This is a genomic window from Bradyrhizobium sp. LeoB3 (genome assembly GCF_055456055.1).
Genome location: NZ_JBVBEF010000015.1, coordinates 41,928 through 56,447, shown reverse-complemented (window position 1 = coordinate 56,447; position 14,520 = coordinate 41,928). Strand labels below are relative to the sequence as shown.

Below are 14,520 nucleotides of genomic sequence, written 5' to 3'. Positions count from 1 at the left end.
TCAACCCTTTGTCGCGCCGGCGGTCAGGCCGGCAATGTAATAGTCCATCAGGAAGGCGTAGATGATCAGCGGCGGCGCGGCGCCGAGCAGCGCCCCGGTCATGATCTGTCCCCAGTTGAACACGTCGCCCTTGATCAGGGTGGTGATGATGCCGACCGGGAGCACGAGCTGGTCGGTCGAGGTCGTGAACACCAGGGGATAGAGGAACTGGGCCCAGGAGACCGTGAAGGCGAAGATCGTCGCCGCGATCAGGCCGGGTAGCGCGACCGGAATGAAGATCCGCGTCAGCGTCTGGAACCAGGACGCGCCGTCGATGATCGCGGCCTCATCGAGCTCCTTCGGGATCGAGGCGAAGTAGCCGATCATGATCCAGGTGCAGAACGGCACCGTCAGCGTCGGATAGATGAAGAGCAGCACGTACCAGCGGTTGATGAGCTGGATGCCGGTCCAGTCGCCGATCAGGACGAACATCTTGAACAGCGGGATGAAGAGCAGCGTGTCCGGAATGAGGTAGGTCAGGAACACGCCGGTCGCGAGCGTTGCCGAACCCCAGAACTTCATCCGTGCAAGTGCAAATGCTGCGGGGACGCTGATCAGCATGGTGATGGTGACGACGATGATCGAGACCCAGGCCGAATTCCAGAAGAAACGCAGGAACTGGTTCGATGTCAGCAGCCCGATATAGTTCTCAAGCGTCGGATGATATACCCACCATGGATTGGTCGCCGCCGAGATCTCGGCGCTGCTCTTCAGCGAAGTGATCAGCATATAGAGCGGCGGTGTCAGCGAGAAGATCGCGAACAGCACCAGGAAGAAGTACGACCAGCGCAGCGCCCAGGCGCGGTCGCGGCTGATGCTGCCGTATTTCTTGACCTTACGGGTCGGTCCGGCCTTGTCGATCGTGATTGTGCTCATCAGGCTTCGTTCCCCCGCTTGGAGATATCGCGCAGGATGAAGATCGCCGCCACCGCGAGGATCGGCACCATGAACAGCGAGACGCTGGCGCCGAGCGGAATGTCGCTGCCCTCGATGCCGACCCGGAACGCCCAGGTCGCGAAGATGTGGGTGTGGTCGAGCGGGCCGCCGGCGGTGAGGATGCGGACGATATCGAAATTGGCGAAGGTGACGATCAGCGAGAACAGCGTCGTGATCGCGATGATGTTGCGCATCATCGGAAGCGTCACGTACCAGATGCGCTGCCACCAATTGGCGCCATCGATCGCGGCCGCCTCATAGAGCTGCTCGGGCACCGATTTCAGCGCCGCCAGATACATGATCATGAAGAAGGGCGCGCCATACCAGACGTTGACGAGGATGACGGAGAAACGCGCCCAATTCGCATCGCCGGTCCATGGGATAGGCCCGATGCCGAAGAAGGACAGGCTATAATTGAAGGCGCTATAGGAGGGATCAAACAGCCACAGCCAGGCCAGCGTGCTCATCGCCGGTGGGATCACCCACGGCACCAGCAACATGCCGCGCCATCTGCGCTGCTTGTTGGCGGGAACGTTGTGCACGAAATGCGCGACGATGAAGCCGATCAACGCTTTGAAGATCACGGCCGAAATCGCGAAGATGCAGGACTGCTTCACGACCAGCCAGAACGTGTCGCGCTTGAACAGGAACTCGAAATTGCCGAGGCCGATGAATTTCGTCATCGACTTGTTCAGCGTCGCCAGATGCAGGGAGTAGAGCGCGGGATAGATGACGAACGCCGCGACGAGGAGGATCAGCGGCAGCGTCATCAGGAACGCGACCGTCGACTTGCGCCTCAGCGCATTGTGTAAACCGTTGCGCCTCCGTGTGGCTTTTGTTGCCGGGACACGGTTCGGGTGAAGGGCGACATCGGCCATGATCGATCTTCCTCGCGAGAGTTATTCCAACGGAGAATCCGGAACGTCGGACCTGATGCCGCCAACAGCGGTGACGGTCCGCGCCGCGGCGGCCGGTTACGGCCACCGCGACGACACGCTCGCTCTCAGCTCCGCATGAAGCCTTCACACTCGCCTTCGGCCCAGGCGAGCGTCTTTTCCATCGCTTCGCCCTGGGCAAAACGCAGGCACATCTTGGTTAGGGTTGCCTGCGCATAGATTTGCTGCGCGACCTTGGGCGGCGCCGGCGAGGCCGCGATCGACAGCGTTTGCCTATGGTAGGGGTCCGGATAGCTGAAGAGAGTGCCCTTCGGGGGCCCTTCCTCCTCCCACACCTTCAGCTTCGTCAGATTCTCATAGGCGGGCAGGTCATAGCCGCCGCTCGCCACCACCATCTTCTCGACCGATGCCGGCTGCGACAGGTGGACCAAGAGGCTTTTGGCGGCTGCCTTGTTCTTCGAGAACGCCCAGATGTTCCAGAAGAAAGGCAGATAGGGCGCAAAGCGGCCTTTCGGTCCGGCCGGGAAGCCGTGCGTCCAGCACTGTTCGGCGATCTGCGGCGCGTCGCGTTTGGCGACGGCCCAGGCGCTGGGCGGATTCATGATCATCGCCCCCTTGCCCGAGACCAGCCACTTGTTGTTGGAAGCGTCGTCCCATGCCGACACATCCGGCGGCAGGAACGCGATCAGCTTCTTGTAGAATTCGAGCGACTGCCGCACCGCATCGGTCTTCACGGTCAGGTTGCCCTTGGCATCGACGAGCTCGGCGCCGTAGGACTGGAAGATCGCGCCCGCGGTGTCGACATTGTCGCTGGTCTCGCCGAGGCCGATGCCGAAGGGAACGCCGGCCTTGTGGCAGGCTTCGGCCGCCTTCAGGAACGTGTCCAATGTCCAGTTCTCGTCTTTGGGCGGCGAACCTGCCGGATACATTTCCTGCACATCGATGCCGGCATGTTTCTTCATCAGATCGATGCGCGAGCAGGGGCCCTTGATCTGGCTGCCGACGCTGGCGGGAACGCCGAGCCACTTGCCGTTGGCCTGCCCCAGATAATTGACCGTTCCGTTGACCTTGCCGTTCTGCTTGACGAGCTGGTCCATGATGTCGTTGACGGGCTCGAGCAGTTCGGCGTGCGCATGGGGCCACCAGGTGGGCATCTGCAGAATGTCATGACCGGACTTCGCCTGGGCTTCGGCGGCGATCGTCAGCAGGTTCTTATTGCCTTGGCTCGGGATGTAATCGATCGTCACCTCGACCTTTTCTTTCGCCGCCCATTCATTGACGAGCTCGGTCGAAGCCTTGTTGGCTCCGGGCACCCAGTGATCCCAGAAACCAATCGAGAGCGTGCCCGCGGCATAGGCGCCGCGGATGTAAGGAGCCGTAACCAGCGCTGCCGATGACAGCGCTGTAGCCGCAACAAATTCTCGTCGAGACAGCTTCTTCCGTGACATGGCGTTCCCTCCCTGGTGAGCCGACGGTCAAAGACTTGCGAAATCTCGTTTTTGTTTTTTTGGCTCGCCGCATTCGAGGCGGCGGGGCGATTTCCTCGTTGGAGATCAGAGCAGAATTGTCGGCGCCTGTCGAGAAATCAGGTGAATGCTTTCGTAGAACTAACGTTGTGTGCAAATGGCAGGCAGTCGGATCTGTTAATCTTTGCGCTATGCCTGCCGCAGGGCGCTTTTTTGCGGCGCACGCGAATGCAGGGACGCGACAGGTAGACCTGCTTGCGGGGAGAACGATAAAGTCCGGGGATCGGCGGCGCTTCAGCCGCGATCACGATCGATCATGGAGACTCCGATAATGCCAAGCTTGGTATCGAAGCAGCGTGCGCGCTTGAGGCTCTGCGCCGCGCTGGCGGCGGCTGCCATCCTGTCCTTCAATGCCTCCCCGCGCGCGGAGGCGCAAGGGTTGATCCAGGGCGTCCAGCAGGGGGCTCGTGAAGGCAACAAGGCTGCCGGGCCGGTCGGTGGCGTCTTGGGCGGCGCAATTGGAGGTGTGGTTGGCGTGGTCACGGGGGTGACCGGCGTGCTCACCGGCACCAACCCGGCGCCGGCCGACAAGCAAGGCCCTCCGGCCAAGAGCAGCAAGGCCGCCAAGGATAAGGCCGCCAAGCAACCGCAGATGCTGACCCAGGCGAACGTGCCGCAGCTCACGGCCGAGCAGATTGTCGCCAACAGCGACTCCAATATCGAGCGGATCAAGAAAGAGCTGAACCTCACGCCCGAGCAGGAGAAGTATTGGGCGGGCTTCAATAGTGCGATGCACTATCTCGGTCACAACGGCGCCGATCGCGTGAACCTGCGCATTGCGCGCGCCAAGCGCGACCCGCCGGACGATATCGTCGAGCAGATGCGCAATGAGGCCCAGTTCCTCAACGACCGCGCCGTCGACCAGCGCAACGTCGCCGATGCCGCCGAGCCGCTTTATGCGAGCCTCGACGACAAGCAGAAGCAGATCTTCATCAACGAAATGGTCCGCCTCAGCCACGAGCGGGGGCTGGACTAAGTGGGAGGGCACTTCGACGGCCGCCACGAATAGCCGGGTAACCATGCCCTGGGGTAGGTTGAAGGCGCGGCACCCGGCTATCCTGCCGCAGCGGCGCGGCCTCTCCAATCGTCATGCAAAGTTGAAGAAACCTCGACTGATTCACGCCCGACTTATGGCTGATTGAAGGTCTTGTCGGGAACCCGTTGGCGCAGCGTTACAAAATGGCATCGGCCAGCGCGGGCTGGCCGATGAATCGCGTACGGAACTTGTCGCCGGGGAGCCTTTCTAAACCTTGGCGAAGTTGAGTTCCACGCCGACCCCGTCCGGGTCGTAGAAGAAGAATTGGGTGTCGCCGGTCCGTGGCACGATGCTTTCGCGGAACTTGATATTGTGCTGCTGCAGGCGGCGGCGCACGCCATCTACGTCGGTGGCGGAAAAGGCGATGTGGTCGAGCCGTCCGGTGTCTTCGTATTTCTTCTCGGTGCCGCGGACCACGATGCCCTCACGCGGCTTGCGGGTGCCCATCAGGTGCACGGTGGCGACGCCGCCGGAATAGAGCCAGTAGCCGGGGAAATCGAGCGGCGGTCGGTCGCCATTCTCGAGACCCAGCACGTCGCAATAGAAGTTCTTGGTCTTTTCGAGATCCTGGGGTTCGATCGTGTAATGCTGCAGTCGGCCGAGCGGCATGGTGTTCTCCTTGGAAACTAAACGAAGGTGAGGTCGCAATCGGCACCCATGATCCAGGCGCCGACGGTTTCGAAATGGCTGAGCCGGCCCTGCAGTTGCTGGGTCACGGTGTGGATGTCGCGGAAGCGGCGCTCGAGCGGATGGCCGTCGAAGATCGCGGTTGCTCCCGCGGCATTGTAGGCGAAGTCGACGGCCTCGCACGCCTTGTGGATGGCGTGGGTGGCGGCCATGCGGATGGTGATCCGCTGCTCGACCGTGATGTCGTTGCCGGCGACGAGGTCCTTCCAGATGTCGGCCATCGATTGCAGCACGAAGCCGCGCGCGGAACGCAGATGGACTTCGGCCAGGGCCAGGCCGGACTGTATCACGGCGTTGTCGCGCAGCGGGCTCTTGGCACCGCGCGGCACCTTGTTGCGCGCCACGTCGACGAAGTTGTCGAGCGCGCCCCGGGCGATGCCGCAGGCGACGCCGGCAAAGCCGACCTGGTAGCAGGTGCCTGACCCCATCCGGTAGAGCGGGCCGGCCTCGCGGCGTTCGCGCTCGAACTCGCGGGTGATCGAATGATCCGCGCGAACGAAGAAGTCGTTCAGTGCGAACTGGTCGCTGGCGGTGCCGCGCAGGCCGACCGTGTTCCAGATGTCGGTCCATTCGACGTCCTCGGTCCGCACCAGCATGGTGCGCTCGATCTGCGCGCCATTGGCGTCGCGTTTCGGCGAGCCGTCAGCCGCATAGACCGGGCAATGCGCGCCGAGCCAGGTGGCGTGTCGCCCGCCGGAAGCGAACGACCAGACGCCGGTGACGCGGTAGCCACCTGCGCATTCGACTGCCTTCACCCTTGGGCCGGGACCCCAGGCCAGCACCGCGCGGGGATCGCCGAACACCGCATGCGCGACCGGCAAATCGAGATAGGCAGCCGCCATCGCGCAACCGCCGGCCTGGCTCAGACACCACGCCGTCGAGGCATCGGCCTGCGCGATGGTCTCCATGACATGGAAGAAGGTGAGGGGATCGGTCTCGATCCCCTGCGACGACCGCGGCAGCAACAGGCGAAACAGCCTGTGGTCATGGAGCTGGTCGAGCAGCGCCGGCGGCAACCGGCGCGTTTGCTCGATCTCGTTTGCGGCCGCTGCGACCAGCGGCTGGACCGCTTTCGCGCGGGCGATCACGGCCGGATCGCCCGCAAGTTCGGCAGATGTCGCGATCATCGTTCAAAGCTCCTCAGGCTTGCCGAACCGACGCGGTCGCCGCTACGTCGGCTTCGCCCGTCAGCTCGCGATCGATCTGTTCGATCGATTTGCCCCTGGTCTCGATGCCAAGGAAGTAATAGACGGCGCCCGCCATCAGGAACCAGCATCCGAGATAGACGAAGGCGGTCGGGATTTGCGTCAGCGGCACATCAGGCTTCAGGTAGTTGCTGGAGCCGACGATCAGCGCAAGACCGACCGGACCGATGATCTTGCCGATGCCGCCGAAGCCATAGGCCGAGCCCATGCCGGTGGTGCGCAGATGCGAGGGCCAGACCTCCGCCGCATAAGGCCCGACAATGGCAAAGCCGCCATCGGCGAAGAAGAATGCCAGGGTCAACAGCAGCCAGAACGCGGAGACGCCGAACAGCGTGGCGTCGTAATGATAGCCTGCGATGATCGTCAGCGCGCCCGCGCCGAAACCGAGCAGCCCGCCGGAGGTCCGCCGTCCCAGGAGCTCCGAGAGAAAGGAAAAAGAGATGCGGCCGAGGAAACCCGACACACTGAGCAGGATCATCATCTTGGCGGCTTCCTGCGGCGTCACCTTCAGAAGCAGTACGAACAGCGCCGGCGCCCACAGGGTGATGCCGTAAACGCCGGTCTGCGCGCCCGCATTGCCGAGCCAGGAGACGATCAGGCTGCGCGGATATTTGAAGAGATCAAGCCAGCTCGTCTTGATCACCGGGCCGGCATCGGCCGCCGTCGGCAGCGGGAGGGAGGACGGCTCCACTTGTAGCGCCCAGGCGAGCGACTTGCGCGCTTCCTCGTAGCGGCCCTGGCGGCACAGCCAGCGCGGGCTCTCCGGAACCCAGAGCCGGACCAGCAGCACGAGCAGGGACGGCAGCACGCCGATCGCAAACATCAGCCGCCACTGGTCGGAGCCCATGAACGCCCCAAGGACGGCGCCGAGCCCGACGCCGAGCGGGATCACGCAGGTGACGAGGCCGCCGACCCAGCCGCGCTTGTGCGAGGGCACGAACTCCTGCACCAGCGGCAGGTCCACGCAATAGAGCCCGCCGACGCCTGTGCCGACGAAGAAGCGCAGCACCGCGAGATAGATCCAGCCGTTATCGGGGGTAAAGTACAGAAGGCCCGTGGCGATCGAGAAGTTGAGTACGGTGCCGATGAATACGATCCGGCGGCCGACCCGGTCGGCGAGCCAGCCCCAGACATAGGCTCCGATGATGGCGCCGATGCCGGAGCTCATCAGGACCGTCGCCGACTGTCCGAAGGTGAGCTTCCACGGCCCGATCAGGAAGGCGAGCACGAAGCCGATCAGGAAATAATCGAAGAATTCCAGCGCGTCGCCGATGATGGCAGCCGAAAGGATCTTGATCTGGTTGCCGGTCAGACTCCTCCGGCGATCGAGAATCTCGAACATGGCGTTTCCCCTTGGCGCCTGTTCATTTTGATTCAAGCGGGCGTCGCGCCCATCGCCCCGCCTATGGTCAGCGAAGCTATCCTTGGGCCGCGGCGAACGGCAAGCCCACCAGCGCGCGGGGCACATCTGCGTTGTGACGATGAGGCGATGCATGCCGCTCTGCACAATCGCATGTGCGAGAGCGGGGCGTTCTAGCGCTTGAGCAGGGTCTTGAGCTTCGCGTCCAGCTCTTCGTAGGACATCGCGCCTTTCCATTGTTCGCCATTGACGAAGAAGGTTGGCGTGGCGTCGACCTTGAGCGTCTCCATCGCGTAGCGCTGGTCGGCGGCGATCTTGTCGAGCAGCGCTTGGTCGGTCTCGCAGGTTTCGACGTCCTGCTCGCTCATCCCGTTCAGCTTGCCAACCAGGAACAGCGTTTCCTTTGTTTGATCCATCAGGCGGGCCTGCTGCTTGAACAGCGTCTCGATGACGGCGAAATGCTTTTCCGGATCGTCCTTGCCGATGCAACGCACCAGCATCGACGCGGCGGCGGCCTTGATGTCGAGCGGGAATTCGCGAAACACGAACCGGACCTTGCCGGTGTCGATATATTTCGAGCGCAGCATCGGAAAGACATTCTCGCCGAATGCCGCGCAATGCGGACAGCTCATCGAGGCATATTCGACGATCGTTACTGGCGCCTTCGGTGAGCCGATTGCGATGTCGGGCAATGATACGGGCTTGGCGACCGCTGCAGCGGTCGCGCTTTGCGCCTTTGCCTCCCGATCTGTCGGCGGACCAAGGAAAGCAAGCAGGACAATGAACCCCAAGGCGGCGCTGGTCATATGACTGAGAACAGGCAACGAGATACTCCGCGAGTGAATAGCTTCTTCTGACAACCAGCCCGGCAGCCAGCTATGACCGGGCAAGCGGCAGGCCGAGCCGGCCGACGCCCGGGAACTTCAGGGCAGGGCGACGGATATCGATGCCAAGGACTCCGCCGAACAAGTTCAGCTCGATCCCTTCGATCCAGCCGATCGTCAGACCGAGATAACCGCCCAATGTGGCGAAGACACCGGTGCGCGACGCGGTGACGCCGTACCACTCGCCCCGGTAAGGGTAGTCCTTGCCGATCGCCGTCGGCGGTAGCACCGCTTGCAGTTCCGGCACGGCGTCGAGTGCCGCCTGAACAAACGTGTTCGAGTTCGGGCCCGGCCAGGCGCTGTAATCGCCATAGTCGCGAAACCTGTAATTCTCGATGACCGCCCGGATCTTCGGGATCAGCGGCTCGGCGTTCGCGCCGTCCACGCTCACGATTGCTTCCGGCACGGCACCGAACCATCGGCCGTCGGCCTCGAAGCCGTCGACCCGGATCGGTTGCCCCCACGCCGTGTAGTCATAGCGGCTGTAGCGCGGCGCATCCTGTTCCTTGACCACGATCCAGGTGTGGACCGCAAAAATCCCGCGCCAGCGCACGGTGCGCGCAGCATAGACGCGGACGACGGCGGCCGGATGCTCGGAGGCTTTCGGCAGCAGGCCCGCGCTCGATCGGTCGGCCGTCTGCCAATCGACGCGCCTGTCTCCCAGCAAATAGGCGACCGTCGAAAAGGCAAGCGGAACGACAATCAGCAGGACGAGAATGACCACGAATTTCTTCACAGAGGGACATCGGCGGAAGGGTGGTCATGTCGATCTAGTCATTCCGGTCCGCCGGAACCAGAGCGGGCCAGCGGGCATCAATATTTCTTCATCTCGGGGGCGAAGCCGACCCACAGCGCGACCGAGACCAGGCCGAGTGCGCCGAGCAGGACGAATGTCGGCGGATAGCCGATCCATTGCGCGATCCAGCCGCCGAGCGCGGGGCTGAGCGAAGCGCCGATGCCTTGAACGGTGATCACCGCGCCCTGTCCGAGATTGATACGGCCGGTCCCGTTCAGCGAGCGGGCGACCATTCCCGGGACCGCGACACTCTGCAGGCCGGCGCCGATGCCGTCGAGAATTTGCACCGGCACTACGCCCCACCAGCCCGTGAGGAAGAACGCGAGGATGCCGCGCAGCGGCAGTGCCAGGAAGGACGCGAGCAGCACCGGCCAATAGCTGCGGTTTTCCGCCGCACGCATGCCGATGATCGAGGTCACGATCATGACGGCCTGCGCGATCACAATCGTGGTCGCCACGAAATCCGGCCCCTTGGCAAAGCCGTCGGCAACCGCCGCCAACCCATACAGCGGAAGGATCGCGGCATTGCCGAGATGGAAGGCCGCCAATGCCAATGCGAGGACGAGCAGCGCCTTGTGCCTCGCCAGCACCGTGAAGCCGCTTGGCTGGCTCTCCGGATCATCCTCTTTGGTGCCACGCGCAGCCCTGTTGTCGATGGCGTCGGCAGGGATCAGAAGAACGCATGCGATCGCAATGACGCCGAAGAGCGCCGCCAGCAGGAACACGGCCGTGTAGCCGTATTTCCAACCGAGATAGCCCGATACGGCCGCGCCGACCATGTTGCCGGCATGGTTGAAGGCCTGGTTGCGGCCGTTCTGCCGGTTGAAGCCCTTCTGCCTCACGATGCCAAGCGTGATGCCGGTGACGGCGGGAACGATGGCGGCGCCGGCAAGCGAGGTTGCGATTTGCGATGAGGCGACGGCCCAGAAGTTTTGCGACAGCAGAATGAGGGCCGAGGCGGTGACAACGGCGACGCCCGGCACGATCACCCAGGCGCGCTTGTGCCGGCTTGCATCGATGAAACCGCCGATCGGCGTCGTGATCAGCATGCCCGCGACGTTGCCTATCGTCATCGCGGTCCCAATCCAGCCGCTCGCCCAGCCATGCGCCTGGAGAAAGACACCGACGAACGGCCCGATGCCGGACTGCATGTCGGCCATGAAGAAGTTCAGAGCGAGCAGAGGCCACAGCCGCGCCGCCTTGTCCGATCGCTCATTCTTCTTGCTGACACGCATGGCAAGTAGACTCTCGGCCGGTTAAGCGATCACCAGATGATTCTCCGAGACCGGCGGCGGGCTTCCACCGCAGCGGTCGGAACAAAGCGCTGGATCATGAATTTGAAGGCGATGGTTCAAATCGACGTTCTCGAAAGACCGATCGAACGCATCAAGGAAACCTGCGTGATGATGGGCATCACGGAGAAGTTCGAGCGCGCGCTTCCGGAGCTCGAGACGTTCCTGGAAGGCGAAGTAGCGAAGGGCGAGACCCGCGAGACGCGGCTGACTTACGATGGACTCTGCTACCTCAAGCAGATCTTCGCGAGAAAGTAACAGCACGGCACACGGGAAGGTTTTCACGACTGCTCATCGGACGACGGCTTTCGCGGCTTCGTCGTTCGCCACGGGGGCCATCGCAAAAGTTTTGGACCTGGCATCAACGTGGCCCGGTAGCGATCGTTCCCCGATTGCTCTCTCGGCTAACGCCACATCCCGCGCATCTTGGCGCGGATGTCGACCGGCGCTGCACGATCTGCCGGCGCTGCGGTCGCCGGACGCGCAATCGGCCAGGTGGAGCGCTCGAACAGCGGCACCAGCCTCTCCGGGATGAAACGCGTGCGCGAGGCGTACATGTGCCGGTCGCCTTTGGCGCTCTGGCCGTGCACGAAGAAGCGCTGCGGCAGGATCAGGTGCAGATCATCCTTGGCGCGGGTCATGGCGACGTAGAGCAGGCGGCGTTCCTCTTCCAGCTCGGCGCTGGTCCCGGCGCCGAGATCGGAGGGCATGCAGCCGTCGACGACGTTGAGCACGAAAACCGACTTCCATTCCTGTCCCTTGGCGGAATGGATCGTCGAGAGGATCAGATAGTCCTCGTCGAGCAAAGGCGGGCGGGCCTGGTCGCTGGTCGCATCGGGCGGATCGAGCGTGAGCTCGGTCAGGAAGCGCTCGCGCGACGGATAGCCGCTTGCGATCTGTTCGAGCTGGATCAAATCCGCGCGGCGGACCTCGGCGTCCTCGTGGATGCGGTCGAGATGCGGCTCGTACCACAGCCGTGCCCGCTCGATATCGACGGGCCACTCGGAATAGCGGAGGTTCTCGATCGCGCGGACAAATCCCTTCCAATCTTCGCCAGCGCGCGGCGGCGGGGGCAAGGTGCAAAGTGCGGCAATCGGGTCGGCAGCCTCGGCCATGCGTTCGAGCACCCGCTGCGCCGAGCTTGGCCCGACGCCCGGCAGCAAATGCAGGATGCGGAAACCGGCGACGCGGTCGCGCGGATTCTCCACGAAGCGCAATAACGCCAGCATGTCCTTGACATGGGCGGCGTCGAGGAATTTCAGGCCGCCGAACTTCACGAAGGGAATGTTGCGGCGGGTGAGTTCGACTTCCAGCGGACCGCTATGCGAGGAGGTGCGAAACAAGACCGCCTGGTGCTTGAGCAACGCGCCTTCCTCGCGGTTCGCCAGGACCTGCTCGACGATGTAGCGCGCCTGATCGGCCTCGTCGCGGACGGCGACGAGCTGTGGCTTGCGCGACGATGTCCGCTCGGTCCAGAGATTCTTCGTGAAGCGCTCCTTGGCCAGCGCAATCACGCCGTTTGCGGCCGATAGGATCGGCTCGGTCGAGCGATAGTTGCGATCGAGCGTGATGAGCTCCGCCCTCGGCGTAAACTGATCCGGAAAATCCAGGATGTTGCGGACAGTGGCGGCGCGGAACGAATAGATCGACTGCGCGTCGTCGCCCACGACCGTAAGCCCGCTCCCTCCGGGTTTCAGTGCGAGCAGGATCGATGATTGCAGGCGGTTGGTGTCTTGGTATTCGTCGACCATGACGTGGTCGAAGCGGCCACCGATCTCGTCGGCAAGCGCAGCGTCGGTCACCATCTGCGCCCAATAGAGCAGGAGGTCGTCATAATCGAGTACGTTCTGTTGCTGCTTGGCGTCGACATAAGCGGCAAACAGGCGCTTCAGTTCATCCGCCCAGCCCGAGCACCAGGGATAGAACATGCCGAGCACGCTATCGATCGGCGTCTCGGAATTGACGCAGCGGGAATAGATCGCAAGGCAAGTGCCCTTGGTCGGGAAGCGGCTCTCGGTTTTGGAGAAGCCGAGATCGTGCCGGACGAGGTTGATGAGGTCGGCGGAATCCTCGCGGTCATGGATGGTGAAGGCAGGATCGAGCCCGATCCGCTCGGAATATTCCCGGAGTAGCCGCGCGCCGATGCCGTGAAAGGTGCCGGACCAAGTGAGCGCATCGGTCATGACGCCCGCGTTGTCGCCGAGCACGCGGCGGGCGATCCGTTCGACGCGCTTGGTCATTTCCGCCGCCGCGCGGCGCGAGAAGGTCATCAGGAGGATGCGGCGTGGGTCAGCACCGCTGACGATCAGATGCGCAACGCGGTGGGCCAACGTGTTGGTCTTGCCTGATCCGGCGCCGGCGATCACCAGAAGCGGCGCGCCAATGGTTCCATCCGGCCCGACGCCGTGCTCGACGGCGCGCCGTTGCGCAGGATTGAGCGCATCCAGATATGTGTCTTTGCTGTCCGCGAGCACGAATCACCCCGGAGAAAGCTAACAGAGATCGGGCCTGTGGGGATGAAGGTCCAGGGCGGGAGATAGAATTAGATTGACTTTGGCTACGCCCGTTGCACAACCGCGTCATGGGTGACGTATCGAGTTCCGACACACCGCTGAAGGCGACGTTCAAGATCAAGCTGAACGGCGAGACCGTCACGATTGCGACCGTCGGTCAGGCCTATCGCTTCATCACCAATCTGAACTCGGTGGAGTGGATGGAATTCCGCACGCTGCACGACGAGGCGGTCAGCGCGCTGGAGAAAGCCGCCGACAACGCGATGCTGGCGATCCCGGCGACTAATGCGCTGCGCGCGCTGTTCGTGCGCGCAAAACTGCTTTGACAGGGAACGGGGCGCCTGGTCTCCAAGGCCACCCCGGATTGCCGCAGAGAGCCGCGATTCGGCCATGCCCCTACGAACACGGTCACAGCGCGTCCTCCGCCAGCAAGCGGTCATAGGCGAGCGCGGAGCGCAGGTTGATGGCGGCGATCTTCAGATAGCGCGATTCCTTCATGGCATTGTTCAGCATCAGGATCGCCGTTCGCCAGTGAACGCGTTCGCGCTGATCCTCAGTGAGTGATGAAAAGAAATCCGCCACGTCGCCAACGGTCGCGATCGTCCGCCCGTCCCTCAACGCAAGCGGGAACGGGAGCGGCGAATTCCTTTCGATATCCAGCAAGAGACGCTCCGGGCAACGACCAACCGACGCTTAAGTCACCCGGCTATATCATTTGTTAACAGGAGGCGAGGGGCTGCCAGCATCGGCTAGAAGGAATCCGCCAGCGCGATTTCCGCCTCGAGCGCCTGAATACGCCGCTCGGCTTCTTCAAAGCTCAGATCCCCCGCGTATTGCCCGGGCTGGTAGGCCTCCTCCGCAAGACCCTTCAATCGCAATGCCTGGGCGCGGGTCATTTGAGCACTGGCGCGCTCGCGTACCCCGCCATATTTCGCCACCGGTGTCCTCATGGTCCGCTGCCTCGTAGTCTCAAATCCGTGACTTGACTTTATGTTCTATTTTTGTTCTAACAAGCCATGGATAATAGAATTAATGAAATCCGTCGCAAGATCAGTGCGCTACGGGACGAGATGATCGTTGCCGAGGGCGTGGTCCGCGATCAGGTCAATCACGATCACGATTGCACGGAGGCGGCGCGCCGGCTGCTTGCCATGCGCTCGGAGATGACTGAGCTGATCGGTCAGTGGAAAGCTGCCGGCGGCAGCGAACGGCTGCCCGACGTCAGAGAGCACCTGAAACGCCAGCCGGTTGTGCGACCGAAGAAGGATTGACGCGCCAACCAGCCTCGCTAGCCGCGTTTGCGGATAGATAGGCGGGCAGTTGCGCGACAGCACAGCACGATGTGCTCCC

General features: G+C 62.9%; 17 protein-coding genes. 5 read left to right on the top strand and 12 right to left on the bottom strand.

Going from position 1 to position 14,520, the window contains the following annotated elements; genetic code table 11:
• Both ACZXDY_RS13485 and ACZXDY_RS13480 read right to left on the bottom strand, forming a co-directional pair.
• On the bottom strand, positions 1-915 hold the full coding sequence (locus ACZXDY_RS13485; RefSeq protein WP_028166449.1) for a carbohydrate ABC transporter permease: 915 nt from the start codon (positions 913-915) through the stop codon (positions 1-3).
• Entirely contained in the window at positions 915-1,853 is a 939-nt protein-coding gene (locus ACZXDY_RS13480; RefSeq protein ID WP_464345817.1) for a carbohydrate ABC transporter permease, read from the bottom strand. Before ACZXDY_RS13480 ends, ACZXDY_RS13485 begins: the two co-directional genes overlap by 1 nt.
• On the opposite strand from ACZXDY_RS13480, the gene ACZXDY_RS13475 reads away from it, so the two are divergent.
• Positions 1,852-1,992, top strand: a complete 141-nt coding sequence (locus ACZXDY_RS13475) for a hypothetical protein (RefSeq protein ID WP_155255375.1) — start codon at positions 1,852-1,854, stop codon at positions 1,990-1,992. The two genes, ACZXDY_RS13480 and ACZXDY_RS13475, sit on opposite strands and share 2 nt — an antisense overlap.
• Here the strand turns inward: ACZXDY_RS13475 and ACZXDY_RS13470 are convergent.
• Positions 1,979-3,319, bottom strand: coding sequence for an ABC transporter substrate-binding protein (locus ACZXDY_RS13470; RefSeq protein ID WP_028166447.1), 1,341 nt, complete (start codon positions 3,317-3,319; stop codon positions 1,979-1,981). The two genes, ACZXDY_RS13475 and ACZXDY_RS13470, sit on opposite strands and share 14 nt — an antisense overlap.
• A 349-nt stretch (positions 3,320-3,668) precedes the next feature.
• Between ACZXDY_RS13470 and ACZXDY_RS13465 the strand changes: the two genes are divergently transcribed.
• On the top strand, positions 3,669-4,373 hold the full coding sequence (locus ACZXDY_RS13465; RefSeq protein WP_464345816.1) for a Spy/CpxP family protein refolding chaperone: 705 nt from the start codon (positions 3,669-3,671) through the stop codon (positions 4,371-4,373).
• Between the two features lie 267 nt (positions 4,374-4,640).
• On the opposite strand, the gene ACZXDY_RS13460 is transcribed toward ACZXDY_RS13465, so the two are convergent.
• From ACZXDY_RS13460 to ACZXDY_RS13435, 6 genes are all read right to left on the bottom strand, one after another.
• Positions 4,641-5,042, bottom strand: coding sequence for a VOC family protein (locus ACZXDY_RS13460; RefSeq protein ID WP_464345815.1), 402 nt, complete (start codon positions 5,040-5,042; stop codon positions 4,641-4,643).
• Between the two features lie 17 nt (positions 5,043-5,059).
• Positions 5,060-6,247, bottom strand: a complete 1,188-nt coding sequence (locus ACZXDY_RS13455; RefSeq protein WP_464345814.1) for an acyl-CoA dehydrogenase family protein — start codon at positions 6,245-6,247, stop codon at positions 5,060-5,062.
• 13 nt (positions 6,248-6,260) lie between these two features.
• Positions 6,261-7,667 carry an MFS transporter gene (locus ACZXDY_RS13450; protein WP_028166443.1) on the bottom strand — a complete coding sequence of 469 codons (1,407 nt, stop codon included), beginning with the start codon at positions 7,665-7,667 and terminating at the stop codon, positions 6,261-6,263.
• 191 nt (positions 7,668-7,858) lie between these two features.
• On the bottom strand, positions 7,859-8,491 hold the full coding sequence (locus ACZXDY_RS13445; protein WP_464345855.1) for a DsbA family protein: 633 nt from the start codon (positions 8,489-8,491) through the stop codon (positions 7,859-7,861).
• Positions 8,492-8,561: 70 nt separating this feature from the next.
• On the bottom strand, positions 8,562-9,293 hold the full coding sequence (locus tag ACZXDY_RS13440) for a DUF3750 domain-containing protein (RefSeq protein WP_130227522.1): 732 nt from the start codon (positions 9,291-9,293) through the stop codon (positions 8,562-8,564).
• 89 nt (positions 9,294-9,382) lie between these two features.
• Positions 9,383-10,600: an MFS transporter gene (locus ACZXDY_RS13435; RefSeq protein ID WP_464345813.1), complete on the bottom strand. Its 1,218-nt coding sequence runs from the start codon at positions 10,598-10,600 to the stop codon at positions 9,383-9,385.
• Positions 10,601-10,636: 36 nt separating this feature from the next.
• On the opposite strand from ACZXDY_RS13435, the gene ACZXDY_RS13430 reads away from it, so the two are divergent.
• Positions 10,637-10,915 carry a hypothetical protein gene (locus ACZXDY_RS13430; RefSeq protein ID WP_464345812.1) on the top strand — a complete coding sequence of 93 codons (279 nt, stop codon included), beginning with the start codon at positions 10,637-10,639 and terminating at the stop codon, positions 10,913-10,915.
• Positions 10,916-11,061: 146 nt separating this feature from the next.
• Here ACZXDY_RS13430 and ACZXDY_RS13425 read toward each other — a convergent pair whose 3' ends face one another.
• The gene (locus ACZXDY_RS13425) at positions 11,062-13,131 is read right to left on the bottom strand and encodes an ATP-dependent helicase (RefSeq protein WP_464345811.1); all 2,070 of its coding nucleotides are present in this window, start codon (positions 13,129-13,131) and stop codon (positions 11,062-11,064) included.
• A 107-nt stretch (positions 13,132-13,238) separates the two neighbouring features.
• Between ACZXDY_RS13425 and ACZXDY_RS13420 the strand changes: the two genes are divergently transcribed.
• A complete protein-coding gene (locus ACZXDY_RS13420; protein ID WP_028166438.1) occupies positions 13,239-13,496 on the top strand; it encodes a hypothetical protein in 258 nt (85 codons plus the stop codon).
• An 82-nt stretch (positions 13,497-13,578) separates the two neighbouring features.
• Here ACZXDY_RS13420 and ACZXDY_RS13415 read toward each other — a convergent pair whose 3' ends face one another.
• Positions 13,579-13,833, bottom strand: coding sequence for a hypothetical protein (locus ACZXDY_RS13415; protein WP_130227524.1), 255 nt, complete (start codon positions 13,831-13,833; stop codon positions 13,579-13,581).
• 86 nt (positions 13,834-13,919) lie between these two features.
• Positions 13,920-14,108: a DUF3072 domain-containing protein gene (locus tag ACZXDY_RS13410; RefSeq protein WP_464345810.1), complete on the bottom strand. Its 189-nt coding sequence runs from the start codon at positions 14,106-14,108 to the stop codon at positions 13,920-13,922.
• Between the two features lie 78 nt (positions 14,109-14,186).
• On the opposite strand from ACZXDY_RS13410, the gene ACZXDY_RS13405 reads away from it, so the two are divergent.
• Positions 14,187-14,441: a hypothetical protein gene (locus tag ACZXDY_RS13405; protein WP_245287457.1), complete on the top strand. Its 255-nt coding sequence runs from the start codon at positions 14,187-14,189 to the stop codon at positions 14,439-14,441.
• The last annotated feature ends 79 nt before the right edge of the window (positions 14,442-14,520 follow it).